Genomic DNA, 24,815 nt, shown 5'->3' on the forward strand with positions numbered 1-24,815 from the left:
GCCCCACTCTAGGCCAGTGCGCCTGGTAATTCCCGCCGCCCGGCGCCCGTCAGGCCCGGCGCGCCCCCGGGACGAGACCGGTCGTGCCCTGCTCCTGGATCCGCCTGAGCTGCACTGCGAGGTGCAGGGCGGCCTCGGAGGCCTCCTTGCCCTTCGACTCGGGGGCGCCGGGCCGGCCGGAGCGGTCCAGGGCCTGCTGCTCGGTGTCGGTCGTCAGCACCCCGAAGCCGACCGGGCGGCCGGTGTCGAGCTGCACGCGGGTGAGCCCGTCGGTCACGGCACTGCACACATACTCGAAGTGCGGGGTGCCGCCGCGAATGATCACCCCGAGGCAGACCGCGGCGTCGAACCCGCTCTGCAGTGCCGCCTGCGCGGCCGCGGGCAGCTCGAACGCACCCGCGACCCGGAAGAGCGTGTGGTCCGCGCCCGAGGCGACGATCGTCTCGTGCGCGCCCGCGATGAGGGACGACATGATCTCCTCATGCCAGCTCCCCGCGATGACCGCGATCCGCAGTCCGCTGGCGTCGACGGTGAGATCCGGTGCTCCGGCTCCGCTCATGGTGTGCTCCTCTGGTCCGTGTGCAGTGGTGATTCGGGTGCGCGTCGGGCGCGGGGCTACGCGACCTCGTCGGGCAGCTGGTGCCCCATGCGGTCCCGCTTCGCGGAGAGGTACCCCAGGTTCTGCTCGGTGACGCCGACGAGGAGCGGCACCCGATCGGAGATCGTGATCCCGTGCGCCTCGAGCTGCGCGACCTTGTCGGGGTTGTTCGTGAGCAGGCGCACGCTGGAGATGCCGAGTTCGCTGAGGATCTCGGCCGCTGCGGTGTAGTCGCGGGCGTCGGCGGGGAGCCCCAGCTCGAGGTTGGCGTCGAGCGTGTCGAGGCCCTGCTCCTGCAGCTGGTAGGCGCGCAGCTTGTTGGCGAGGCCGATGCCGCGCCCTTCATGCCCGCGCAGGTATACGACGACGCCGCCGCGCTCGTGGATCAGGTCGAGTGCGGCGTCGAGCTGCGGCCCGCACTCGCACTTCAGCGACCCGAAGGCCTCGCCGGTGATGCACTCGGAGTGGACGCGCACGAGTGCACCGTCGCCGGGCTGCGCACCGTCGGGGCCCGCGGCGACGAGCGCGATGTGGTCGACCCCGGCCCGGCGGTCGCGGAACGCGAGGGCGCGGAAGTCGCCGTGCACGGTCGGCAGGAGGGTGTCGGCGCGCAGGCTCACGCTGCGATGCTGTGTCTCCGCGGGGGCACCCTCGGGATCATGCTCGTTGAGGTATGCGACGAGCTGCTCGATGGTGATCACCGGAATGTCCTCGCGTGCGCCGAGCGTGATCAGCTCGGGCAGGCGCATCATCTCGCCGTCCTCGGCGACGATCTCGGCGATGACGGCGACCTCGCGGAGGCCCGCGAGGCGCATCAGCTCGATGCTCGCCTCGGTGTGCCCATCGCGTGCGCGGACGCCGCCGTCGACGGCGCGCAGTGGGAGCACGTGACCCGGGCGACGCACATCGGTGGGCACGGCGTTAGGGTTCGCGAGGGCCCGGGCCGTCGCGGTGCGGTCGCTGGCGCTGATGCCGGTGGTGATGCCGTGCGCCGCGTCCACGGTGACCGTGTACGCCGTCGCTCGGACGTCCTCGTTGCGCTCGACCATCATGGGGAGGTCCAGCTGATCCGCGATCTCGTTGGTCATCGGTGCGCAGAGCAGCCCGGAGGACCAGCGCACGGTCCACGCGATCCACTCGGCGGTCGCGAGTTCGGCGGAGATGATGACGTCGCCCTCGTTCTCACGATTCTCGTTGTCGGCGACGATGACGGGTCGACCGGCCTTGATCGCCGCGATGGCGTCTTCGATCGGGGAGATGCCCGCGCTGATGGTGCTCATGCCTGTGTTCCTTCGGTGGTGAGGGGAGAGAGGGGGAGGCCGGCCGCTTGCACGCGGAGCATCCGCGCGACGTGCCGGGCGAGAATATCGGTCTCGACGTTGACCCGGTCGCCGGGTTGCAGCGTGCCGAGGATCGTCGCGGTGAGCGTCTCGGGGATCAGCGAGACCTCGAACCACTGCTCCGGATCGCGCTCGTCGGCGATCGCCGAGACGGTGAGCGAGACGCCGGAGAGCGTCACGGAGCCCTTGTCGACGAGCAGGGGCGCGAGCTCCGGGGAGAGGGCGAACCGCAGCACCTGCCACGACTCGCCGGGGGTGATCGACGTCAGGGTGGCGGTGCCGTCGACGTGCCCCTGCACGATGTGACCGCCGAGCCGGGTGTCGACGCGCACCGCGCGCTCGAGGTTGACCGGGCTGCCGGGCGCGAGGTCGCCGACGGTCGACATACGGATCGACTGCGCCATCACGTCGGCCGTGAAGGTGCCCCGGCCGTCCGGGGTCTGTCCTTGCTCGATGACTGTGAGACACACGCCGGAGACGCAGATCGATGCACCGTGAGTTGCGTCGCTCGTGACGAGCGGGCCCGCGATGGTGAGGCGCAGGGAGTCGCCGACGGGATCGACCGCGACGATCTCCCCTACTTCTTCGATGAGTCCGGTGAACATGCGGAGCCTTCCTGGGTCGGGGGCTGGGGCTGGGGTGGAGTCGTGGGCGATGTCAGTGCCGGTGCCGGTGCGAGCGGATCGACTGTCGCCTTGATGAGGAGGTCGGGGCCGAGTTGCGCGGTGTGCACGATGCGGAGGTGCCGGATCCCGGACATCGACGCCGCGCCGATGTCGCCGAGCGCCGTGCGCGGCCCGCCGAGGAGGGAGGGTGCCACGTAGACGAGTACCTCGTCGACGAGATCCTCGGCGATCAGCGCACTCGCCACCGACGGCCCTCCCTCGACGAACAGCCGACGGAATCCGCGCCCGTGGAGGTCGGCGAGCGCACCCGCGAGGTCGTCCCCCGAGTACTGGATCGGAGCGGCGAGGGCGTGGGCCGCGAGTGCGGGGTGTTCGCGGATCCGGGCCGCGGCGGGGATCTCGCGGCGGCCGAGCACGACGGGCACCGGCTGCTGATCAGCGGGCACGAGCAGGCCGCCGGCGGTGGCGCGAGCGGTGAGGGCGGGGTTGTCCGCCAGTAGCGTCCCGGTGCCGACGAGAATCGCGTCCGCTTCGGCGCGACGGCGGTGCACGTCGTCGCGGGCGTCGGCACCCGTGATCCACTGGCTCGATCCGTCCGCCGCGGCGGCGCGCCCATCGAGGGTCTGCGCCCACTTGACGGTGACGTGGGGCCGCGCGGACTGGGCCGCGGGTTCCGGTGCAGATGCGGAATCCGGTGCCTGGCCGGGATCCGGTGCCGACGCCGTTGCGCGATCCCGCGCCTGCCGCGCCAGCCACGGGGCCAGCAGCGCCCGGGCCTCGCCCGCGAGCACCCCTGCGGTCACGTCGATCCCGGCGGCCCGCAGCGTGTCGGCTCCGCCGGACGACGCGTCGCCCGGGTCCCCGAGCGCGTAGACCACGGTGCCGATGCCGCGCGCCTCGCCCGATCCGAACTCGGTGAGCGCAACGGCGCAGGGACCGGTGCGGCCGGTGTGGTTGCAGGGCTCGAGGGTGACGACGGCGGTGAGATCCCGCGCCCGTGCCCGACACTCGGCGGGGACTCGCTCGAGCGCGTCGACCTCCGCGTGCGGGGTGCCGGCACCGCGGTGCCAGCCCTCGGAGACGATACGTCCCTCGGGGTCGAGGATCACGCAGCCGACCTGCGGGTTCGGGTTGTCGGCCGGGCCCCGGCGGGCGAGCGCGAGCGCACGACGCATGGCGTCGGTGATGGTGTCTCGCTGGGGCATCCGGTCTCGCTGTTCTCGCGCGCCGGGTGCACAGGGGTCCACACGTCGGGTGGCCCTGCGTTCCTCACATCCGGACTCGGTCACGCGGCGGACCGCGTGCCCATCACCGTCGGTACCGGAATTCCACCGGTTCGGCCTCGCGGGAGCGAGGTTCGCGGACTGTCACCGCCGGTTCGGATTCTCACCGACCCCGGAACACGCTTCCTACTGTAGCGGGTGCGCGCGGCGAGATGGGGGTGTTCGCTCAATGCGTAACATTCGCTCAGCGAATGAGTGGGCCGCTCAGCTGAAGAGATCGGCGAAGAGGCGGCCATTCGCGATCACGTTCATCGTCAGCACGATGATGAGGGCGTTGAAGAAGAAGGCGAGCGTCGTGTGCCACACGATGGTCCAGCGCATGCGGGAGTCGACGACCTGCACGTCGGAGACCGAGAACGTCGTCGCGTTCGTGAACGAGAGGTAGACGAAGTCGACGAGTCGCGGTTCAGGGGTCCCGGGGAAGAGGAGCGGCGGGGTCCCGGCCTTGTGGTACCGGGAGAAATAGATGCGCGCGAACCCCCAGTTGAACATCGCCCACGACAGCATCATCGCCCAGATCGCACTGGCCTCCTGAATGGTGTCGTGCTGTTCGAGACCGAGGCTCGTGATGAGGTCGAGGGCGACGCTCAGCCCGACGAGGCTCGCGCCGAAGCTGACGATCGTGGAGAGGGCGCGGGTGAGCGGGTGCCCCACGAGCACGCGGGTGGCGGCGGGATCCGGCTGATCGAGCCTCACCAGGATGTTGAGCGACAGGATCGTCGCGCCGAGGTACAGCGACGCGATGATGCACCAGAACAGCAGGCGGTAGACGTCGTCGGGATCGTCGTCGCCGAGGAGCAGCGAGCCGCCCACGTAGACCAGGACCAGCTGCGCGATGAGGCCGATGATCTCGCTGCCCGTCGAGAGCACGATCCCGAGCCGGGATCGCACCGACGACTGTGTGGTCATGAGGAAAATGATAGGGGTTAGGACGCGGGCTTGGCGACCGAAGCGGCCGAGGCCACCAGGTCGCGCAGCGACGCGTCGGGCAGGTACGCGCGGGTGAGCGCGATGCCGATGCGGGGGAGGTCACCCTCGTCGCGGTAGAGCAGGTAGAGCGGCTCGGAGCGCGGGTTGAACTTCTGCTTGAAGCGATGCAGGGACTTGAACCCGTAGAGCGGCTCGATCATGCCGCCGAGCTGCTCGAGCACCTGATCCACGGGGCCGGCCTCGGCGTCCTCAGGGCGCACGAGCGGGGCTCCGGAGAGGGAGACGAAGTCGTACCCCTGCTCGGCGAAGTACTGCGCGGAGGAGGCGATCAGGAACTCCATCACCGGGCCGAACCCGCCGTCGCGCCGACGCATGAGGTCGAGGGTCCAGCCGGTGATCCGTCCGTCGCCGCCGTAGACGGGGAGCCAGGACGTGACGCCGTGGAGGCTGCCGTCCGCATCGACGGCGAGGCCCACATAGGCCTCGGGATCCAGCGCCTCCTCGACCGTGCCGAGCGTGAAGCGCATCTCCGGCAACCCCTTGTCGCCGGTCCACTGCTCGGAGATCGCTCGCACCTGCGCGAGCACGTTCCAGGGCTCCTCGGCGAGACGCACCATGCGGAACTCGATGCCCTCGCGGCCGGCCTTGTTGATCGAGGTGCGCACGGCGTTCCAGGCCTTGCCCGTGAACTTGAGACCGGGGAGGTCGACGATCGTGTCCTCAGCGACGATGACGGAGCGCCAGCCCTCGGGCTTCGCGTCGTCGCTGATGCGGTTCGCGGAGAAGGCGCAGGGGATCAGGCCGGCCTGCTGCGTCGCCCGGGTGAAACGCTCGAAGGCGGTGCTGTGGGCGCCGCTCGGCATGATCGGATCGCCGAGCATGATCGCGACGCCGGCGTGAGCCTGATAACCGACAACCCCCTCGTCGACCGCCATGTACCGGTTCGCCGGCCAGGTGACCATCCAGGAGATGGTGCCGCCGCCGAATCGCTTGATCCGTTCGACCGTCTCGGGCTGGGAGAGAGATTCCGCGGGGAGTTTGCGGTGCGCGCGGCGCAGGGTGACGCGGAAGGCGCCGCGGCCGACGATGAGGAACACCATGATCGCGAACCAGAACACGGTCGGCGCGATCACGATCCCGAGCAGATCACGGGGGGAGTCGAGCGCCCCGACGTCGACGAGCACCGGGAGTACCGCGAGTGCGAGCGCCGCGGTGACGAGGTTGTAGGCGCCGACGATCAGGGCGCCGATCCACGCGATCCGGTAGCCCTGGCGCACCCCGTTCGCGACGAGGGTGATCACCACGACGTCGATCGCGACGTCGACGAACGAGGCGACGGGGTGGTTCTCGCCGAGCGGCCCGTTGAACGGCACGATCAGGTCGATGACCTGGATGACGCCGATGGCGATGAGGCCCGCGAAACCGATGAGGCGCCACTCGCGCTCGCTCGGGCGGCCCGCGGGGTGCCGGAACGCGGGCAGCCAGCCGCTCGCGATCAGGGCGGCGACCATCGCGACGGCGTGCTCGAGGTCGTAGAGACGGCCGAGGTAGAGCACCGAGATGCTGATCCAGATCACGATGATGATGCGGCCGCGGAGGCGCCACGGTGCGGGCAGGGTGGCGATGGCGAAGACGAGGGCCGTGAACGCGCCGCACGATGGGCCGACGTCGGTGGTTTCGGAGAGGCGGACGGCCCAGGCCCAGTTCGTCTGAACGACGATCGCGAGGATACCGGCGGCGCCGAGCACTCCCACGATGTGGCCCGCGATGAACAGACCCATGGTGCGGAGGGAGCCGAAGCGCCACTCCGCCCAGCCCACGCCGCCGATGACGAGCGGGGCGAGGGTCAGGAAGACGATGGGGTGGTCGACGAAGAACGGGGAGGTGAAGAGGGTCCACCAGCGGCCCTCGGCGAAGGCCGGGAGGCCCGTGGCGACGTCCGTGAACCACGGCTTGTCGGCGGCCGGGGAGAGGAGTGTGCCGGTCGCTGCCGCGATGACGAGCATGAGCAGCACGAACGTGATGGTGAAGGGCGTGCGTCGCAGGATCGTGAGCGCGCGGTTCGGGGTGCGCGGCGGGGTCTGCTGCGTGGTGTCGGCGTCGGGGCTGGCGGCGGCGTCAGTCATGGACTCAGTCTAGAGTTGCCGGGGCTGTGCCCGGGTGCCTTCAGTGTGCAGTTGTGTACCGATTCCCGGGGATTCGCGTGCGCAACTGCACACTGAAGCTCGAAAAAGGAGGATCGGTGCGGCCCGCGACTGGCATTTGTTCTCCGCTCACATATCGGTATTTCGGCGAATGGGGTGCGGATCGTCCCCACTCTTCATCCCGACCCGGAGATCACGATCGTGGCTGGCACACTCGCTGCATGACCGGTCCACGCCTCGCTCTTCCCGCCACACTCTCTGACACCTTCAGCGTTTCAGAGGCGCGGGCCTGCGGTGTTGATCGGGGGCGTCTTCGCGCAGGGGACGTGGAGTCGATGTTTCGCGGTGCCTATGCCCGTGCCGGGTCGGTGCCGTCGGAGGAGGACGAGGGAGGCGGTGTGCTGCACCCGCGCGAACGCTGGCGGCGCCGACAGCTGCACCGCGCGGATGCGTACCGTCGGATCATGCTCTCGCACGTGTTCTTCTCTGGCCGCACGGCGGCGGCGATCTGTGATCTGCCGGTGCCGCCGCGTCCGACGGATGACATCGAAGTCGCGTGCGTGGTCCCCGGTCAGGCGCCTCGGGTGCGCGGGGTGCTCTCGGCGCGCGTACGTGAACACCTCGTCTCCACGACGACCCACCGGGGTTTCCGCGTCACGTCGCCGCCGTCGACCTGGGTGATGCTCGCAGCTGACCTCGCGCTTCCGGATTTGGTGGCGCTCGGAGACGCGGTCATACGGCGCCCCAGGATTGCGGGCACTTCTCGCCTCGAACGGCAGCCGTTCGCGACCCTGGAGGATCTCCACGCGGAGATCGACCGCGGCCGAAGACCGGGACTCGCCGCCGCCCGGCGCGCACTCCCGGTGTTGTCTCCGCACAGCGCCTCCGCACCGGAGTCGCACCTGCGTCTCCGGCTGCGGGAGTGGGGCCTGCCGTATCCCGCGCTCGACGTCGATGTGCGCGACGCGTCGGGGCGCCTCCTCGGCTGCACCGAGATCGCGTACCCCGAGTTTCGGGTCGCGTTCGAGTACGAGGGCGACCATCACCGGGTCTCACGCGCGCAGTGGGATCGCGACATCGAGAAGGCGCGGGAGTACACCGCGGCCCGCTGGATCACGGTGCGCGTCACCGCTCGCCTGCTGTACGCGACACCCGAGCGCTTGCGCGGTATCGCCGAAGCCACCCTGAGGTCCCGCGACTGGAGCGGGGGCGGCTCGTGAACCTAGCGGATCAGGCCGATCGCGTCGTACACGCGCGACAGTGTGCGCCCGGCGACCTCGTTCGCGCGCTCGGCAGCGGACGCGAGGAGCCGGTCGAGCTCGGCGCGATCCGCGAGCAACTCCTCGGTGCGCGTACGCACCGGTGCGAAGGTCTCCTCGACGACCTCGACGAGGCCCTTCTTGAGGTCGCCGTAGCCCCGACCCGCGAATTCGTCCTCGATCGACGCCACCGGACGCCCGGTCAGCACGGAGAAGATCGTGAGCAGGTTCGAGACGCCGGGCTTCTCCGCGCGATCGAACCGGATGGTCGCGTCGTCGTCGGTCACGGCGCGCATGATCTTCTTCTTCGTCACGTTGGCGGGATCCAGCACCTTGATCAGGCCGGCCTCGGTCTCCGCCGACTTCGACATCTTGGAGGTGGGATCCTGCAGGTCGTAGATCTTCGCGGTGCCCTGCTGGATCTGCGCCTCGGGCACCACGAAGGTGTCCCCGAACCGGGAGTTGAACCGCGTCGCGAGGTCGCGGGTCAGCTCGACGTGCTGGCGCTGGTCCTCACCGACCGGGACGGCGTTCGCCTGGTACAGGAGAATATCGGCGGCCATGAGGATCGGGTACGTGAAGAGGCCCACGGATGCGGTGTCGGAACCGTACCGCTGCGACTTGTCCTTGAACTGCGTCATGCGGCTCGCCTCACCGAACCCGGTGAGCGTGTTCAGCACCCAGGCGAGTTCGGCGTGCGCGGGCACCTGGGACTGCACGAAGAGGGTCGACTTCGCGGGGTCGATGCCCGCTGCGATGTACTGGGCCGCCGTCGCGCGGGTGCGCTCGGCGAGGTCCTTCGGATCCTGCGGCACCGTGATCGCATGGAGGTTCACGACGCAGAAGAAGGCGTCGTAGTCCTCCTGCATGCGGGTCCACTGCGACAGGGCGCCGATGTAGTTGCCGAGGTGCAGGGAATCGCTCGAAGGCTGCATGCCCGAGAAGATGACGGGCTTGGCGGAAGTGCTCATGGGTGGTGGAATTTCTGGTGTCAGGAGTGGCGGAGCGAGGTGGGGCTAAATGCGGTAGTCGACGACGACCGGCGCGTGGTCGGACCAGCGGGTGTCGTACGAGGGGTACCGTGCGACCCGGTAGTCGACGACCCGCTCCGCGAGCGCCGGGGTGACGACCTGGTAGTCGATCCGCCAGCCCGTATCGTTGTCGAAGGCCTGGCCTCGGTTCGACCACCAGGTATACGGGCCGTCGACCTCACCCGCGAAGCGGCGACCCACATCGACCCAGCCGAAACCGGGCCCCTCGGTGCCGTCGACGCCCGTGATCGTCTCGCCCAGCGGGCCGAAGAACCGGTCGAAGTAGGCGCGCTCGCGGGGCAGGAATCCGCTCCGCTTGACATTGCCGCGCCAGTTCTTGATGTCGAACTCGCGGTGCCCCACATTGAAGTCGCCGACGATCGCGGCGAGTTCCCGCTCCGCCGAGAGCTCGGACATCCGGGCGCCCATGGCGTCGAGGAAGGCCCACTTCGCCTCCTGGCGAGGCGTGTCGACCTCGCCCGAATGGGTGTAGTTGCTGATCACGGTGAGCGATCCGCCCCCGAAATCGAAGTCGGCCTCGAGCCAGCGGCCGGAGGACTGGATCTGCTCCTGCACCTCGACGGCCCCGAGCCCGATCCGGTGCGCCGTGGAGGGCACGCGGCTGGCGATCGCGACACCCGCGCGACCCTTGATCTCGCACGGGTCGTGCAGCACGTGCCACTCGTCGCCCAGCAGTTCGAGGATGTGGGAGTCGTCGGCCCGCACCTCCTGCATGGCGAGCACGTCGACCCCGCTGGAATCGACCCAGTCGCCCATCCCCTTCCGGTAGGCGGCGCGAATGCCGTTGACGTTCACGGAAGCAACGCGAAGAGTTTCAGCCATGCGCTCCAGTCTACGGCCGGAGCGCGCCCGGGGCTAAAAGACCATCGGGCGGTCGTACTCGTCCTCGAAGCTGCCGCTGAACAGCGAGGGGTCGACGTCGCTGACGACCGGCACGTGGTCGCTCGGCGCATCTCCCTTGCGCTCATCCCGCTCGATCGAGGCTCCCGTCACCGCGTCGGCGAAGGCCCGCGATCCCATGATGAAGTCGATCCGCATGCCCTCGTCCTTGGGGAACCGTCCGGCCTTGTAATCCCAGAAGGTGTAGCCCTCCGGCACGATCGGCCGCACCACGTCCTCGACGAGCGGGGCGAACGACGCGAACATCGAGCGCTCATCGGGGGACACGTGGGTGGAACGCCCAACCGTGAAGCTGGGATCGCCCATATCGCCGTCGAGCGGTGCGATGTTCCAGTCACCCATCAGGGCGAGCGGCAGATCAGGATCCTCGGCCAGCCACGCCTCGGTGTTCGCGCGGAGCGCCTCCAGCCAGGCGAGCTTGTAGGTGAAGTGGGGGTCGTCGAGGGATCGGCCGTTCGGCACGTACAGGCTCCAGAGTCGGAGATCACCGACCGTCACACCGAGTGCCCGGGCCTCGATGGGCAGCCCGTTCGCGCCCTCGCCCTGCACTGCCTCCTGGCCCTTGATGGGCGCGCCGAACCCGGGCATGCCGTCGAACGTGCGCGCGACGTCGGTCATCTCGTGGCGGCTCGCGAATGCGACGCCGTTCCACTGGTTGAGGCCGTTGATCTCGAGCTGGTACCCCGCCTGCGCGAAGGCTTCGACCGGGAACTGATCCGGCCGGCACTTGATCTCCTGCATCGCGAGCACGTCGATGTCATTGCGAACGAGCCAGTCGATGACCCGTCCGTAGCGAGTCCGGATCGAGTTGACGTTCCAGGTGGCGATGCGCATGCTGCCCAGCCTAGCCGGAGGGCGGGTCGTCAGGCCGTGTCGGACCCTCCGGATCGACGGGAGCGCGCGCGGGATCGCCGCCACGGGACCCAGGTCTACTTGCGGATTGCGGGCGAGCGACGAATAATCTCAATCAGCAGACTGGGGAAAGCAATGTGGCAAGTCACCGGGGAGACCGTACCGTCCCTTCCCGGGCGCGGACGCAATGGGGCACGCACGGCGGGCAGCACGCCGGAGCGCCTCGAGCGAGTCGTCGCCACCGTCGATGCCGCAGCGGACTCGATCACCGTGCTCGTGGGCGACGCCGGAAACGGCAAGGCCTATCTCGCCGAGCAGGCGGCGATGGCGCTGGCGGAGCGGCCGCCGGGCGAGGCGAATATCGTGGTGCTGCCGGAGCCGCCCAGACTCACGAATGGCGTCGTGTCCGTCTTCGCAACGGGGTTCCCCGCGGTGTTCTCCGGCGCCGTGGGAGTCGCGCGCGGAGACCCCCGCGGTGACCCGTCGGGTGGTCCACCCAGACATTCACCCGGAGACACCGACGACCGGCAGGATGCCGGGCACTTGGCGGAACTGATCTGGGATCGCCTCGCCGAGGATCAGGCCGCCCAGGATCTCATCTTGGTCGCCCCCGGGATCGACGAGTATTCACCCAGCGACGTTTCCATCCTGGAGCACCTCGTCCACGACCGACGGCTCCGACTCATTGCGACCGCGCGGCACATGAACCGCGCGGTCGAGCGCGTCAGTCGAGGCCCGCGGGCGAAGAACCTCCCGATCGGACCGTTGAGCCTGTCGGAGAGCGAGCAGTATGTCGCGGGGATCCTCGGCGTCGACCTGGTCGAGGACGAAACACTCCGGCGCTGGTACGCCGTCTCGGAGGGCAACACGTACGCCCTCGAAATGCTCGCACTCGCGAGCGACCAGACCGGGGTACTCAAGCGGAGCCGCGGCATGGCCTGGGTCGCCGCCGACGACGACACCGCGCCGCCGGGATTCGCGGACGCGATCGCGGGCGCCTGCACTGAGGCCGAGTGGCGCATGCTGGAGCTGATCGCGCTCGCCGAGCCCATCCACGAGACGGCGATCCTGCGCAGCCTCGAGGCCGTCGTGCTCTCGGTCTTGTTCGAGCGCGAGCTGGTGCTTTCGCGACCTCGGCCGGGCGGTGGGGTCTCGCTCGTCACGGCGCACCCGATGCTGGGGGCGTCGCTGCGGGCGCGACTCTCCCCGGTGCGCCGGATCCAGCTCAACGACCAGATCTTTCGACTCCTCGACGACGAACGCGGCGCCGTCGACCCCGTCTACACCCCGGATCTGCTCGTGCGCCTCGTCGTGTTCGGGCTTGAGGGCGGGCACTCCCTCCCGATCGCGTGGGCGTGGTCGGCCTTCGAGCTGATGGCGAGGGGCGGTGATCCGCGGCTGGTGCTCCGGCTCGCGCTCGCCGTCGCGGTGCACCCGGAGGCCGACGCGACGCAGGCCGGAGTGGCGATTCTGCTGGGCGGCCGAGTCGCCCGCTCGATCGGTGACGAGGGGAGTCTGCGGAGCGCCTACGCCATCATCCAGAGCATCCTCGCGGACTCCGCCCGAACGGCGGAGATCTCTCCGACCGTGCACGTCAGTCTGCAGCTCGCCGCGTTGCGGCAGCGCATGTGGGACGAGGAGGAGGTGGACCGCCTGCTCGCTGCGCACGAGGAGGTGCTCGACGGTATCCCGGACGAGGACGGAGCGCTGGTGGAGCTCGTGCGGAGTTCCGTGGTGCTGACCCTGGCCTACACCGGCCGGATTCGGGAGGCGGCCGAGGCGGGACCGGATCCCGAACCCTCGACCGACTTGAAGATCGAGTGGGTGCGATCGCCCGCGCGTGCGGTGGGGTCGTTGATTCTCGAGCAGCAGGGGCGGATCGCGATGGCGATCCGGAGCGCCGAGAACGCGCGCAAGCTGAGCCAGTTGGGCGCGCGGGCCCGCGCCGAGTTCGTCGACTTCCAGGGCTTCTGCTGGCTGCTCGGCTACTGGGTGGGCGGGAGTACTGACGCCGCGCACCAGGTGCTCGACGAGCTCGCGCAGGGGGCATCCGCGACGACGCACGCGGAGACGTATTATTCAGGGCTTGTGGAGGCGGGCACGGTGCTGCTGGGGGTGCAGGACGGGCGGTGGCGCGAGTCGGCGCAGTGCGCCGAGCTGCTGCTCGACCGACTGAGCCGCCACGACGGATACGGCCTCGAATCGCTCATCCAGGCCGCCAGCGCGCTCGCCCTGGCGGTGCTCGGGGATCGCGATGACGCGATTCGCGCGATTCACGCGGCCGAGGTCCCGCGCCGGGGCATCGGACTCGCGCTGTCGGGGTATCGGCGACTTCTGCTGCTTCGCGCTCGGCAGTGGTTGCGCACGGGGGATCTCATCGGCGAGGCAGCAGCGCTCGCGGAGTGGGCCGCGGACGAGCGACTTCCGCTCATCGAACTGCAGGCGCTGCACGCGATCGCCTACGAATCGCAGAGCGCGACGGGGGATCTGATCGACCGGGCCCGCGAGCTCGCTGCCCAGGTCGATCCGCCGCTCGGCGAAGCGTTCGTCGCGCACATCGAGCGGCTCGCGGCCGGCACCGGCGAGGATGCGACCGACAGCGAGGAACCCGAGATCCGACTGCTCGCGGAGTTCGGGATCTGGCTTCCGATGCCCCCGGCGGCGGAACTCACCGCGCGCGAGCGGGAGGTCGTGCTCCTCGCGGCGCTCGGCCACAGCAGTCGGTTCATCGCCGAGCGGCTGCACATCTCGGTGCGCACGGTGGAGACGCACCTCTCAAACGTGTTCGCCAAGCTCGGGCTCGACAACCGCGACGACCTCCGGCGATGGGTCGGGCGAGAGCGGAGGTACGAGGCGGACTGAGCTACGGGGATCGCGCCGCGGATGGCGCCGGCGACGATGCGGCGACGACTACGAGGCGGCGCCCGCCTCCAGGGAGGACTCGGGAACAAGTCGCAGCCCGCCCGCACTGTTCGCGAGCGCGGTCAGGGCCTCGATCCACTCGCGGTTGATCTCGTGGGCCTCGGTGGAGTCGAACTCGAACTGCACCGACATTCCCGGGTGCATCCAGATGCTTCGCTGCGCCCCGGAGTCGTTCCACGTGAAGACGAAGCTCTCCTGCAGGCTCAGCTTGCCGAAGATCACGGCGCGGAGGTGGGCGAGGACACGATCGTCGAAGATGAAGACCTGTTGCGGTCCGGTGTGCAGGCAACCCATGATGTAACGCTTTCTCGGGGGAGATGAGGGGAGTGAAGGGGAAGTGGTGATTGTGCGGACGACAGAAGTGGGGGATTACTCGGCGGACTGGCTGAGGGCGTAGGCCTCGGCCTCGCGTTCCGTGATGACGACGAGCCCGCGGGGGGTGTGGGAGAGCTCGTTGAGCACACGGAGCCACACCTCGTTGAGCTCCGGAGCCTTGCTGCCCGCGAAACGAATCGTGATCGGGATGTTCGGGGACATCCACAGGGACACCCGACCACTGCCGCGTTCCGCAGGATTCGACCAGCTCAGAAAGAAGCACTCCTGCCGGCGCAGCTTCAGACTGATCGCCACCTTCAGGTGCGCGAGCGTGCGATCCTCGAACTCGTATTCGCCGGAGTTCCCATACGCAAAAGTCCCCATGCGGTCTATAGTGACACACCTTGAGCCGGGTGCAGGGCGGAGTCGGGAGCGGGGGTTCCCGGGTCTTGCTGGTGGATTTCCCGCGCGCCCACTCCTCGGGCTAGTATGGAGGACGTTGTTCGCGTATGGAGACGTGCCAGAGCGGCCGAATGGACTTCACTGCTAATGAAGGGTCGGGGTTAACTCGACCGGGGGTTCAAATCCCCCCGTCTCCGCCACTTGAACAACACGCAGAACCCCCGAACATCGTTGAAATATCAACGGAGTCCGGGGGTTCTCTGTCTCTCGGGGTCGACCCGATCGAGGCGTCTGCCCACTTTTTGCCCACACGCGGTGCGATGTCAGTGGCTCGACGTAGCCTGACCACGAACCGTCGCAGAGGGGAGCGCGCGCATGCATCCGGGAGGCCTGATCCAGATCGAGACCAACGTGTGGGTCGTCATGCGCGAGGTCTCGCAGCACCCGAAGGCCGTGATCCACAAGATCACCGACACCACCGGGGACGACCGCTACATGCTTATGACGTGGGCGGCCGAGCCGTCGGCGCGACGCATGGTCGGATCTACGAGGGGCTGCACGCCGCCGAGCAGGCCCTGCCTTGGCCGCCCAGGACCGGAGTGACCCTGGGGCTTCCTCCGCGCCCGGGAACTCAGAAAAGCCCCCCACTCGGCCCGGAGGCTGAGTGAGGGGATTCTGTCGCGTGAGCGGGGTACGTAGGGTTGGTGGATGCTGTAGCGCCCTTCAGGGACTTTACGGTGGTTTCAGCAAGTGAGTGCATGCTGCCTCACCGTCATTCAACGGCTCGGATGTAGTGCGGGCGCGAATAGTCGAAGCCACCCGCGCCCGATGGTTTAGCGCTGCAAACTACGCGTTGACGCGCCTCCGCTCAATGGCGTAGAGGATGCCCGCGCCGCCGGCTCCGACGAGCAGGACGCCTGCCGCGAGCGGCAAGACCGAGGCGGGGCCACCGGTGACCGCCAGGCCCACTCCATGCCCGCCTGCCGTGCCGGCCACCACGGGCGCACTCGTGCCGGTCGTCGGAGTGGCAGGGGTGGTCGGTGCACACGTTGCCGGGAAGGTGATCGTGGCGCCGGACTCAACGGTCACCGCGGCGAGGTGTACCGCACGTTCAGGACCTGCAGGATCTCCGGGAGGTCCCTGCGGTCCCGGCGGGCCCATGGGCCCTTGGGGTCCCGTGGGCCCATCCGGGCCCTGCTCGCCCTTGTCGCCCTGAACTCCCGGGGGGCCATCCTCTCCTTGTTGTCCGGCCGGTCCCGTGGGACCGTCTGCCCCGTCCACGCCGTCAACACCACTCTGCCCGGGGGAACCTTGGGGGCCCTGGGCGCCAGTCGCACCCATGATGCCGGTCTCGCCCGTGGCGCCAACAACCTCTGCCACGCAGGCCTCTGGGAATCCGTCACAGTTCGTCTGCACGACCGCCTGATGCACCGCTCTCGCGGTGCCACCGGGGGGTCCGGGTTCACCCTGCGGCCCCTGCGGTCCCGCGGGGCCCGCAGGGCCGGGATTCCCGGGGTCACCGGTCTCGCCCGGAAGGCCTCGAGGTCCGCGATCTCCCGGCGCTCCATCTGGCCCTCGACTCCCGTCGGCCCCATCGTTACCGTCGATGCCATCGGCCCCGGGCTCACCGGGAAGGCCGGTCTCACCAGTCGCACCGATGGCACCCTGCGTGCCGGTCGCACCCTTCGTGACCGTCACACAAACAGTCGGGACCTCCGCACACGTCACCACGCTCTCGGCAAAGTGGACCGCACGCTCAGGTCCACCAGAGGGGCCTGGATCGCCCGGCGGGCCCGTGGGTCCTTGCGGTCCTTGGGCTCCTTCTGGTCCTTCGGGACCAGTCTCGCCGGTGTCTCCCGGGAAGCCCTGCGGTCCGTCCTGTCCAGGAAAGCCAGTGGGCCCAGGTGCCCCGTCGGTGCCGGGCACGCCATCGACACCGTCGATGCCGTCAGCACCTGCAGCGCCCGTGGCGCCGGTTTCACCGGTCTCGCCGGTGTCCCCGGTCGGGGCGAGCGGGGCGGTGCAGTTGAGCGTCGGTTCCGCTGCGGTCGCGATGGTGGAAGCGCCCGCGATCGTCAGTGGCGCGGCGAGGAGTGCCCCGATCACGAGTACACGGACTGGGGTTATTCGTCGAGCCATAGGACTATCTCCTGACGGTGCGAAAAGGTGGGTGCGGTCATCGCACTGCGTTCAGAGTACGGGCAGATCTCCTCTGAGAGTAGAGATGACCCCCACACCGGGGTCACTAAAGGATGAGGTCCGCGGGCGCCCGCTGGATGAATACCAGTTCCTCGCCGAGGTCACCCCGTTCGGTTCAATATCACGAGCCGTAGCATGCAACGTAGTGTGGGCGGGCGTCGGAGCCGAGCATTCACTTCTCGAATATCGGCCATCGGATGCCCAGCTACGGGGTGCGCTTCTGGTAGAGCGGGATTGGCAAGGCTGTCTATCCTCGAGAGCGTGGGCAAGAACGAAAAAGAATATGACGCTATGGTCACTCTGAATGCACCCGTCAGGATGATCCGGAAGTGGGTCCTGGTCACGGTGGTTCTGGTGGTCATCTTGGTTCTCGTTGGGATCATTCTTCTAGTCAGAGCGATGCAGGTGCAGTTCCCTGAGCACTGGCTTGTTATTAGCCTGATTGTTGCAATCGTGGGCGTAGTGATCCCGGTGATACCGAAGTTCCAGCTTTCATGGCGACTTTCCAAGCTCAGGCGGATGGAATCATGCCGGAAGCCTGACCCCGCGGATGGCCAGCACCAGAACCATGAGTCGCAAGTCGCCGTTCCTCCGGGTGTGGAGGTGCGAAATGGCGTCCCGATCGTTTGGAACGGATTCGAATTCTGGGGTTTCGTGGTGAGCGCCGTATCACTTATTGCTGCCCTCCTCACCTTCGTGCCGATAGGCCAGCCCATCGAGGCATGTGCGGGTGACAGCAACATGCGAGTATGCGCGACTGACCAGAACGGCACCCCCGCAGTGGTCGAGTAGACCCCCAAACGCAAAGGAGCCCCCGCCCGAGCATCGCTCAGACGGAGGCTTCGTGCTATGTGGATTCAAATCCCGCCGTCTCCGCCACTTGAACAACACGCAGAACCCCTCGGCGTCCGGAGCGATCCAGACCCGAGGGGTTTTGTCGATTCCCCGCCCCGACACAGGCGTTCACGCTGCACGCCAGTATTGCCGCTGTTCCCGGCCCCGCCTGCTACCGTGGCCGCATGATCCTCGGACTGGGCCTCGTGCTGCTCGGGATCGTGGTGCTCATCCGCTATCTCCGAGGCCGCGGTCGCGGCTGAGATCAACCTTGACCCCGCTGCCGCGGTCTACGTCGCAGCCGCCGCAACGGCCGGCAGCGCGCCGGAGGCGTACCCGCTCGCGGGCACAATCGGGCGGTGCTGGGGCCGCCACTCCGAGCGGTCCCAGGCGAGAATGCCGTACCACACCGGCGTCACGAGGATCGCGAGCAGGTAGAAGATCCCGGGCTTGCCGAAAGCGGTCTGGATCTTGATGCCGGCGATGATGAGGAACACCAGGTAGATGATCGTGCCGACGATCGGGATCAGTCCGACCAGGATCCACCACCCCTTCTGGCCGCCCAACTGCAGGATCCGCCAGGTGTTGAAGAACGGCACCCAGGCGGGCCAGGCCTTCAGCCCGGCCTTTCGGAAGATGTACGTCAGCGCGAATCCGTAGAAGACGTAGAAGACGATGCTGCTGATGACGGACGAGACATAGGTGCTGGTCGAGACCAGCTCCGACACGTTCTCCATATGATGTTCCCCCCAAGAAACGGTGTGGTGTTCGGTGGAATCAGGCTAGTGCAAACTTGGACTCCGCACACCGAATGTGACGCCCCGGGGTCCACCAAACGTCAGAGTTGCGCGCGCGGGTGTTACGATCCGGTGAGCGCGTGCTGCGGGACCGAAGCGGGACCGTGACGGGACCGAGATCCGACGGGGGATGACCATCGACCTGACCTTCTTCCTCGTGCCACTCGCCGCGGTCATCGCCCCGCTCCTCGCCGCACTCGTGAAGCGGGTGCTCGTCGTGCCGCTCATCGTCTTCGAGATCGGCCTCGGCATGGCGATGGGGCCGTCGGGTCTCGGCTGGGTACAGGACAGCAGCACGCTGGAGGTCTTCTCCTGGGTCGGACTCGCCATGCTCTTCTTCATGGCGGGCAGCGAGATCGACCTGCAGTCCGTGCACGGGGCGAACGGCGCGCGCGCACTCGGGAGCTGGATGCTCTCGGCGATCCTCGCGCTGGCCGCGGGTCTGGTATTCGGGGGCAGCCTGCTCGCCGCGGTGATCATCGCGATCGCCCTCACCAGCACGGCCCTCGGCACGATCACGCCGATTCTTCGGGACTCCGGGCTCAATACTGGACGCATCGGCGTCGCGATCTCGGGTGCGGGCGCCGTCGGGGAGTTTCTGCCGCTCGTCGCAATCACCGTGTTCCTGAGCGGGCAGCAACCGATCGCCGGGCTGCTCACCCTCGTCATCTTCGTCTCGCTCGCGGCCGTGGCCTTCGTCGTTTCCCTGCGCGCGCCGAGCCCGGGCCTGCATCGCATGGTCGTCTCGACCCTGCACACGAGCGGGCAGTTCGGGGTGCGGATGGTCATGGCGCTCCTCGCGGGTCTCATCGCCATGGCGCTGGTGCTGGATGTCGACTTCTTGCTCGGCGCCTTCACTGCGGGGCTGCTCGCTCGGGTGGTGCTCCGCGCCCTGCCCCGCGAGGAGCACCGGATCGTGGACATGAAACTCGAGGCGGTCGCGTTCGGCTTCTTCGTGCCGCTCTTCTTCGTGACGACCGGCGTGGGATTTCCGCTTCGGGATCTGCTCGCGAACGGTGCAGCGCTCGCGCTGGTGCCGCTCTTCGCGGGCGTCATCCTGGTGGTGCGAGGTGTGCCGGCCTTCCTGACCCAGCCGCGGGGCACCTCACTGAGCGACCGCCGCACGGTCGCCTTGTTCACCGCGACCACGCTGCCGATCGTGATCGCGGTCACGACGATCGGCGTCGACACCGGTGCGCTCGATGCCTCGCTCGCCGCCGCTCTGACGGGCGGGGCGCTGCTCTCGGTGCTGCTCTTCCCGATGCTGGCTCTCGTCGGTCGCTCGCGCGCAGTCTCGCGCGGTACTGACGGGACACCCGCGACCAGAACGCCCGACGCCTGAGTCGACATTTTTGCCGCGTGGATCGGGATCGTGGAGCCCCCCGACAGAGGAGTGGCCCCCACCCGGGCTCTCGCTCGGATCGGGGGCCACACTTCTATGGAGTCAAGGAGCCCGCAGTAGCGGTGACAACGAGAGGGCTCCCGAAAAGAAATCTAAGGACGTTGGGTGTGAGAACGCCGATGGCGAACCCTTCATCTGATGTGCTATAGGGGACCCTAACCATCATCCGTTGAATGGGTACATGCGCTTCGAAGGGTGCGAGCTTGGCCCGAGTGCCGATCCCTGTCAAGGGCTGACCCCCTTGCGCCGCTGCGTGCCATGATGGGGTTCTGAATCCCTCGGGCGTCTGAGTGCGACCCGCGATCGGAGGCGACGTGGCGACCAACACCCGGCACTTCCAGTGCCCACCCGAGGCGGTGTTCGACGTGCTCGCGGACGGGTGGCTGTACCCGACCTGGGTGGTAGGGGCCGCGCGGATGCGCGATGTCGACGAGGGGTGGCCGGGCCCGGGTGCACGGTTGCGGCACTCCTTCGGAGCCTGGCCGATCCTCACCGATGACACGACTCGGTGCGTGGAGTGGGATCCGCCGACGCGGGCCGTGTTCATAGCACGAGGCTGGCCGATGGGTGAGGCTCGTGTGGCATTCGACGTCGAGGCCCGAGCCTCCGGGTGCTGGGTGACGATGACGGAGGCCGCGATTCGCGGCCCCGTCGCGCTGGTGCCGAGACCGCTCACGAACGCGTTGCTCCGATGGCGTAACACCGAGGTGCTCCGCCGGCTCGCATACATCGCTGAGGCGAAGCGGGGTCCGGATCGCGCCGAGTGATGCGACCCTGCGCCGATTCCGCTCCGATTTTCATTAATGGAGCTTATGTCTCATATTGCGTAGTGTGACGACGTACGTTGTTCGCGTTCGTGCGACTGTTTACGCTCACGAGCATGTCACTGCTGTCTCTCCGCAGCGCCCGTCGCTCTCCCGCCCTCCGGCCCTCCCGCCGCCGCGCCACGATCGCCCCGTCGGACGAGGGCTGAGATGACCCCCGTCGCCGCCGGCATCGCGATCCTGTTCCTCGTGCTCGCGGCCCTCGGCCTCGGCCTCGCACTCCGACGTCGTGGGCCGCGGGTGCGGGCCGTCGCAAGCGATGAACGGGTGGATCCCGTCGAGCTCGGCGCACTCTCCCTCGGCGAGGTCGGCACGGTCGTGCAGTTCAGCACCGCGTACTGCACCCGGTGCCCGGGCACGCAGCGACTGCTCACCGACCTCGTGCGCGACCGCGACGGCATCACGTTCCTGCACGTGGACGTCACCGAGGATCCCCGCCTCGCCACGAAGTACCGCCTGCTCCAGACCCCGACCGTGCTCTTCGTCGATGCGGCCGGTCGGCCGCGCACCCGCATCAGCGGCACCGTCACGAGACCGGCCCTCGTCCACGAACTCAACGCACTCACCGGAGGCACCGCATGACCCAGCACACCACCCCGCCCACCACCCCGGACACCCCCGCACCCGCAGCGGCTGAGACCTCCCAGGCGGGCATCGACCCGCGCGGACCCCGCGTGAGCGCCGCGATCACGTCGCTGTTGCTCGTCGTGACGATCTTCCTCGCGCTGACCGGCACGTCGACGTCCAGCGCGCTGTCGACCCTCTCGATCGGGGAGCGGATCGCGGATCCCGCGTTCCTCCTGCTCTTGGTGGTCGCGCTGCTCTTCGCGTGGTCGCTCGTGTCGGCCCGGACTCAGCCGCTCTCGGTGTTCTTCCGCAGGGTCGTCCAGCCGCGCCTGGCCCCCACCGCGGAGCGCGAGGACCCCAGGCCGCCGCGCTTCGCGCAGGGTGTCGGGCTCGTGGTCGTGGGTGTCGGGTTGGTGCTCCAGCTCGCCGGCGTGCCGTGGGGGCTGCCGATCGCGGCGGCGGCGGCCTTCGTCGCGGCGTTCCTCAACGCGGCGATCGGGTTCTGCCTCGGCTGCGAGATCTACCTGCTGCTCGCCAGGCTGCGCTCCCGCCGGGCTTAGCCCACGAGGTCGGGGTCGGTGCCGCGCGGGCGGCGACCGGCACCGAGCCGGGGGATGAGCCGCGGCGTGCGCGCCCGGTACGCCTGGTACTCGGGATCATCGCCCCACTTGCGCTTCGCCTTCGCCTCGAGCAGGGGGATCCCACTCACCCGGGTGAGCAGCACGAACACGAAGATCGGCGAGAGCACCGCGATCCACTGCCAGCCCTGCAGCGCGGGCGCCGCGATCACGAGGACGCCGACCCAGAGCAGGATCTCGCCGAAGTAGTTCGGGTGTCGCGAGACCGACCACAGCCCCGACTGGATGAACTTCCCGTCGTTCGCGGGGTCGGCCTTGAAGCGGCTCTTCTGCGCGTCGGCGATGACCTCGAAGGAGAATCCGAGGATCCAGATCGCGAGCCCGATCCACGTCGACCAGCCGAGCGGGGCGTGGTTCGACGACGCGAGCGAGATCCAGGCGGCTGCGGCGGTCAGGCTGACCCACAGCCCCTGCACGGTCCACACGGAGAGGAAGCGCAGCTTCGAGGTCTTGATCTCGTCGAAGCGGTCGTCGGTGCCGGATCGCCGATTGCGGGCGAACAGGAAGCTGCCGAGGCGGGCGGCCCAGATCACGATCAGCACCGTCAGGATCACATTGCGCGGATCGAGCCCCGGGGAGAGCACGAGGAGCAGGATCGTCACCAGGATGTAGGTGGCGCTGCCGGTGAGATCGAAGTAGCGGTCGGATTGGGCGATCGCCGACGGGATGTAGACGAGCCACTGCACGACGAAGGCGATCACCACGGCGACTGCGAACCCGGGGACCCCGGAGGTGCCGCCGCCGAGGATCCAGCCGTGCTGGCTGCCCGCCCAGGCGAGGAGCCCGCCGAGCACGATCGCGACGACGATGAGGATGAGCGAGCGGGATCGCGGCTGGGACATGGTGGGTTCCTCGACTTCGGTGGGAGCGGGGTGACGCGGGGTGCGGGATCAATGCCGCGGGGGATCGGAGCGGGAGCGCTCAGCGGTAGAGGCCGTCGGTGATCGACGCGGCCTCGTCGAGGAGCGCCTGCCGTTTGAGCTTCATGGTCGGCGTGACGAACTCGCTCGCGCGGTCCTCACCGATCACGACCGCCTCCCACGCCTGAACGCGTTCGGAGGGCGAGACGGCGGCATTCGCGCGGTGGATCGCCGCCGAGATCTCCTCGGTCAGCCGGCCGTCCGCGCAGACGACCAGCCCGTCCTCGGTGAGGGCTCGCGCGGGCGCGTCGCCGCGGTCGCGGAACCACGCCGTCGCCGCCTCGGTGTCGATGACCACCAGGGCGGTGAGGTACGGACGATCCGTGCCGACGAGGGCCGCGTGCGCGACGAGCGGGTGCTGCTCGACGGTCTGCTCCCAGCTCTCGGGGGAGACGGTGCGCCCGGTCGAGGTCACGATCACGTGCTTCAGGCGGCCGCGCAGGGTGAGGGTGCCATCGGGTGCGAGGGATCCGAGGTCGCCGGTGCGGAAGTAGCCGTCGACGAACGCCTGCTCCGTGTGCACCGGGTTGCGGTACCCCGCGAAGACGCCGACGCCTTTCGCCAGCACCTCCCCGGAGTCGGCGATCCGCACGGCGTTGCCGGGGAGCGGCGTGCCGACGGAGCCGGCGACGAGCGAGCCCGGGCGTCCGCCGGTCAGCGGTGCGGTCGTCTCGGTGAGGCCGTAGCCCTCGATGACCGGCACCCCGATCCCGCGGAAGAAGCGGGCGAGCTCCGGGCGCAGCGTGGCGGCACCCGACAGGAGGTAGTCGATCCGGCCGCCCATGACCGCGCGGAGCTTGCCGTAGAAGACCCGATCGAAGAGTGCGTGCCGCAGTCGGAGCCCGAGCGGTGCACGCGCACCGGGATCCCGATCCATTGCCTCGAGGTGCACGCCCCAGGCGACGGCGGCGCGGTGGGCGGCCCGCCAGAGCGGCAGCACCTTCTTCTCCCGGGCGGAGTTCGCGGCCGCGTCCTCGATCTTCTCGAGCACCCGCGGCACCACCACGAGGAACGTCGGTCGCAGGATCGCGAGCGACTGCACGACCTCCTTCGGGTCCGAGAGGTGGGCGACGCGCATGCCGTTGGCGATGCAGATGAGCTGCAGGGCCCGGCCGAGCACGTGGGTGAGGGGCAGGAAGAGCACGGTGTTGCCCGTCTCCTGCACGACCTCGGAGTAGGCCGCGGCGGTGTTGAGCACCTGGCCGACCAGGTTGCGGTGCGTGATGAGCGCACCCTTCGGGTCGCCCGTCGTGCCGGAGGTGTAGACGATGGTGGCGACGTCGTCGAGGGTCGCGGCCAGGCGCCGCTCCTCGAGCTGCGCGTCGGTCACCGTCGTGCCCAGCTCGGCGAGCCCCGCGAGCGAGGCGTCGTTCGGGATCGCGGGATCGGGATCCAGTAGCCGAAGCTGCGGGGCCTCGGTACCGGAGGCCGTGGCCGCCTGCGCCAGGCGCTCGCCGTGCACGGCGGTGCCGGTGAAAGCGAGGACCGGGCGGGCATCCGCGATGATGGCCTGGAGCTGCGCGGGGGACGCCGTATCGTAGACCGGCACCACGACGGCCCCGGCGAAGAGGGCGGCGTGATCCACCACCGCCCAGAGATACTGGGTGGGCGCCATGATCATCACGGTGTCCCCGGCGCGCACGCCGCTGGCGATCAGGCCCTTCGCGAACGCGCTGACCTGATCGGCGAACTCGCGCGTGGTGATCTGCGTCCACTCGGCATCGAGCGGTTTGCCCGCGGGACGCGTCTCGAACGCGATGTGCCGCGGCGCGGTGCGGACGCGCTGCATGAGGAGCTCGGTGACGTTCCTCGTCTGCTCGATGTCGACGGTCTGCGGCGTCGACGCGTGCGGCGCCGCAGCGCCGGACGCCGCTGCGATCGTCGAGGTCGCCTCGGGCTGGTGTCTGGGATCGCTGCTGGTCACGGTTCGAGACTATCGGAATATTGCTAGACAAGCTAGGTAAATACGTGGACGGGGATCTCGTGTCCCGGGGTCGCGGCGCAGTACAGT

23 protein-coding genes, 1 tRNA gene and 1 riboswitch are annotated in these 24,815 nt (G+C 68.9%); of the genes, 9 read left to right on the top strand and 15 right to left on the bottom strand.

Going from position 1 to position 24,815, the window contains the following annotated elements:
- Nucleotides 1-49: 49 nt before the first annotated feature.
- The 6 genes from ribH to MUN76_RS11950 form a co-directional block, all read right to left on the bottom strand.
- Nucleotides 50-559: a 6,7-dimethyl-8-ribityllumazine synthase gene (gene ribH, locus MUN76_RS11925; RefSeq protein WP_244684935.1), complete on the bottom strand. Its 510-nt coding sequence runs from the start codon at nucleotides 557-559 to the stop codon at nucleotides 50-52.
- 56 nt (nucleotides 560-615) lie between these two features.
- Nucleotides 616-1,878: a 3,4-dihydroxy-2-butanone-4-phosphate synthase gene (gene ribB / locus MUN76_RS11930; protein WP_244684936.1), complete on the bottom strand. Its 1,263-nt coding sequence runs from the start codon at nucleotides 1,876-1,878 to the stop codon at nucleotides 616-618.
- A complete protein-coding gene (locus MUN76_RS11935) occupies nucleotides 1,875-2,543 on the bottom strand; it encodes a riboflavin synthase (protein ID WP_244684937.1) in 669 nt (222 codons plus the stop codon). The genes ribB and MUN76_RS11935 overlap by 4 nt, the downstream gene beginning before the upstream one ends.
- Nucleotides 2,516-3,769, bottom strand: a complete 1,254-nt coding sequence (locus MUN76_RS11940) for a bifunctional diaminohydroxyphosphoribosylaminopyrimidine deaminase/5-amino-6-(5-phosphoribosylamino)uracil reductase RibD (RefSeq protein WP_244684938.1) — start codon at nucleotides 3,767-3,769, stop codon at nucleotides 2,516-2,518. The genes MUN76_RS11935 and MUN76_RS11940 overlap by 28 nt, the downstream gene beginning before the upstream one ends.
- Nucleotides 3,770-3,823: 54 nt before the next feature.
- Nucleotides 3,824-3,971: riboswitch (FMN riboswitch) on the bottom strand.
- 80 nt (nucleotides 3,972-4,051) lie between these two features.
- A complete protein-coding gene (locus MUN76_RS11945) occupies nucleotides 4,052-4,756 on the bottom strand; it encodes a DUF1345 domain-containing protein (RefSeq protein ID WP_244684940.1) in 705 nt (234 codons plus the stop codon).
- Between the two features lie 17 nt (nucleotides 4,757-4,773).
- Nucleotides 4,774-6,903, bottom strand: a complete 2,130-nt coding sequence (locus MUN76_RS11950; protein WP_244684942.1) for a bifunctional lysylphosphatidylglycerol flippase/synthetase MprF — start codon at nucleotides 6,901-6,903, stop codon at nucleotides 4,774-4,776.
- A 239-nt stretch (nucleotides 6,904-7,142) separates the two neighbouring features.
- Between MUN76_RS11950 and MUN76_RS11955 the strand changes: the two genes are divergently transcribed.
- Nucleotides 7,143-8,141 carry a hypothetical protein gene (locus tag MUN76_RS11955; protein ID WP_244684944.1) on the top strand — a complete coding sequence of 333 codons (999 nt, stop codon included), beginning with the start codon at nucleotides 7,143-7,145 and terminating at the stop codon, nucleotides 8,139-8,141.
- Between the two features lie 2 nt (nucleotides 8,142-8,143).
- Here the strand turns inward: MUN76_RS11955 and trpS are convergent, their stop codons facing one another.
- The 3 genes from trpS to MUN76_RS11970 are packed head-to-tail and all read right to left on the bottom strand — an operon-like array spanning nucleotide 8,144 to nucleotide 10,966.
- Complete coding sequence (gene trpS / locus MUN76_RS11960; protein WP_244684945.1) at nucleotides 8,144-9,151, bottom strand: tryptophan--tRNA ligase; 1,008 nt, start codon at nucleotides 9,149-9,151, stop codon at nucleotides 8,144-8,146.
- A gap of 45 nt (nucleotides 9,152-9,196) precedes the next feature.
- Nucleotides 9,197-10,054, bottom strand: coding sequence for an exodeoxyribonuclease III (locus MUN76_RS11965; RefSeq protein WP_244684947.1), 858 nt, complete (start codon nucleotides 10,052-10,054; stop codon nucleotides 9,197-9,199).
- A 33-nt stretch (nucleotides 10,055-10,087) separates the two neighbouring features.
- Nucleotides 10,088-10,966, bottom strand: a complete 879-nt coding sequence (locus MUN76_RS11970) for an exodeoxyribonuclease III (RefSeq protein WP_244684949.1) — start codon at nucleotides 10,964-10,966, stop codon at nucleotides 10,088-10,090.
- Between the two features lie 153 nt (nucleotides 10,967-11,119).
- On the opposite strand from MUN76_RS11970, the gene MUN76_RS11975 reads away from it, so the two are divergent.
- On the top strand, nucleotides 11,120-13,846 hold the full coding sequence (locus tag MUN76_RS11975; RefSeq protein WP_244684951.1) for a helix-turn-helix domain-containing protein: 2,727 nt from the start codon (nucleotides 11,120-11,122) through the stop codon (nucleotides 13,844-13,846).
- A gap of 48 nt (nucleotides 13,847-13,894) precedes the next feature.
- On the opposite strand, the gene MUN76_RS11980 is transcribed toward MUN76_RS11975, so the two are convergent.
- Together MUN76_RS11980 and MUN76_RS11985 are read right to left on the bottom strand one after the other, a co-directional pair.
- Nucleotides 13,895-14,200, bottom strand: a complete 306-nt coding sequence (locus MUN76_RS11980; RefSeq protein WP_244684953.1) for a DUF7882 family protein — start codon at nucleotides 14,198-14,200, stop codon at nucleotides 13,895-13,897.
- Between the two features lie 75 nt (nucleotides 14,201-14,275).
- The gene (locus tag MUN76_RS11985; protein WP_244684955.1) at nucleotides 14,276-14,605 is read right to left on the bottom strand and encodes a DUF7882 family protein; all 330 of its coding nucleotides are present in this window, start codon (nucleotides 14,603-14,605) and stop codon (nucleotides 14,276-14,278) included.
- A 127-nt stretch (nucleotides 14,606-14,732) separates the two neighbouring features.
- Between MUN76_RS11985 and MUN76_RS11990 the strand changes: the two genes are divergently transcribed.
- Nucleotides 14,733-14,823: transfer RNA gene (locus tag MUN76_RS11990), tRNA-Ser, on the top strand.
- A gap of 175 nt (nucleotides 14,824-14,998) precedes the next feature.
- Nucleotides 14,999-15,226 (top strand): hypothetical protein, encoded by a 228-nt coding sequence (locus MUN76_RS11995; RefSeq protein WP_244684957.1) that lies wholly within the window; start codon nucleotides 14,999-15,001, stop codon nucleotides 15,224-15,226.
- Between the two features lie 243 nt (nucleotides 15,227-15,469).
- Here the strand turns inward: MUN76_RS11995 and MUN76_RS12000 are convergent, their stop codons facing one another.
- Nucleotides 15,470-15,712 (bottom strand): hypothetical protein, encoded by a 243-nt coding sequence (locus MUN76_RS12000; protein ID WP_244684959.1) that lies wholly within the window; start codon nucleotides 15,710-15,712, stop codon nucleotides 15,470-15,472.
- A 1,371-nt stretch (nucleotides 15,713-17,083) separates the two neighbouring features.
- Here MUN76_RS12000 and MUN76_RS12005 point away from each other — a divergent pair.
- On the top strand, nucleotides 17,084-17,614 hold the full coding sequence (locus tag MUN76_RS12005; protein WP_244684961.1) for a hypothetical protein: 531 nt from the start codon (nucleotides 17,084-17,086) through the stop codon (nucleotides 17,612-17,614).
- Nucleotides 17,615-17,946: 332 nt separating this feature from the next.
- Here the strand turns inward: MUN76_RS12005 and MUN76_RS12010 are convergent, their stop codons facing one another.
- Nucleotides 17,947-18,393 carry a DUF5684 domain-containing protein gene (locus tag MUN76_RS12010; protein WP_244684962.1) on the bottom strand — a complete coding sequence of 149 codons (447 nt, stop codon included), beginning with the start codon at nucleotides 18,391-18,393 and terminating at the stop codon, nucleotides 17,947-17,949.
- A 190-nt stretch (nucleotides 18,394-18,583) separates the two neighbouring features.
- Here MUN76_RS12010 and MUN76_RS12015 point away from each other — a divergent pair, with 190 nt between their 5' ends.
- The 4 genes from MUN76_RS12015 to MUN76_RS12030 all read left to right on the top strand — a co-directional run bounded on the left by MUN76_RS12015 (nucleotide 18,584) and on the right by MUN76_RS12030 (nucleotide 21,806).
- On the top strand, nucleotides 18,584-19,795 hold the full coding sequence (locus MUN76_RS12015) for a cation:proton antiporter (RefSeq protein ID WP_244684963.1): 1,212 nt from the start codon (nucleotides 18,584-18,586) through the stop codon (nucleotides 19,793-19,795).
- A gap of 374 nt (nucleotides 19,796-20,169) precedes the next feature.
- The gene (locus MUN76_RS12020) at nucleotides 20,170-20,622 is read left to right on the top strand and encodes an SRPBCC family protein (RefSeq protein ID WP_244684964.1); all 453 of its coding nucleotides are present in this window, start codon (nucleotides 20,170-20,172) and stop codon (nucleotides 20,620-20,622) included.
- A gap of 207 nt (nucleotides 20,623-20,829) precedes the next feature.
- On the top strand, nucleotides 20,830-21,261 hold the full coding sequence (locus MUN76_RS12025; RefSeq protein WP_244684965.1) for a TlpA family protein disulfide reductase: 432 nt from the start codon (nucleotides 20,830-20,832) through the stop codon (nucleotides 21,259-21,261).
- Nucleotides 21,258-21,806: a DUF4395 family protein gene (locus MUN76_RS12030; protein WP_244684966.1), complete on the top strand. Its 549-nt coding sequence runs from the start codon at nucleotides 21,258-21,260 to the stop codon at nucleotides 21,804-21,806. Before MUN76_RS12025 ends, MUN76_RS12030 begins: the two co-directional genes overlap by 4 nt.
- Here MUN76_RS12030 and MUN76_RS12035 read toward each other — a convergent pair.
- Together MUN76_RS12035 and MUN76_RS12040 are read right to left on the bottom strand one after the other, a co-directional pair.
- The gene (locus tag MUN76_RS12035; RefSeq protein ID WP_244684967.1) at nucleotides 21,803-22,726 is read right to left on the bottom strand and encodes a DUF1295 domain-containing protein; all 924 of its coding nucleotides are present in this window, start codon (nucleotides 22,724-22,726) and stop codon (nucleotides 21,803-21,805) included. The two genes, MUN76_RS12030 and MUN76_RS12035, sit on opposite strands and share 4 nt — an antisense overlap.
- A 79-nt stretch (nucleotides 22,727-22,805) precedes the next feature.
- On the bottom strand, nucleotides 22,806-24,728 hold the full coding sequence (locus MUN76_RS12040; protein ID WP_346730393.1) for an AMP-dependent synthetase/ligase: 1,923 nt from the start codon (nucleotides 24,726-24,728) through the stop codon (nucleotides 22,806-22,808).
- Between the last annotated feature and the right edge of the window lie 87 nt (nucleotides 24,729-24,815).

The sequence above is a fragment of the Leucobacter rhizosphaerae genome (assembly GCF_022919175.1).
Lineage (GTDB): Bacteria > Actinomycetota > Actinomycetes > Actinomycetales > Microbacteriaceae > Leucobacter > Leucobacter rhizosphaerae.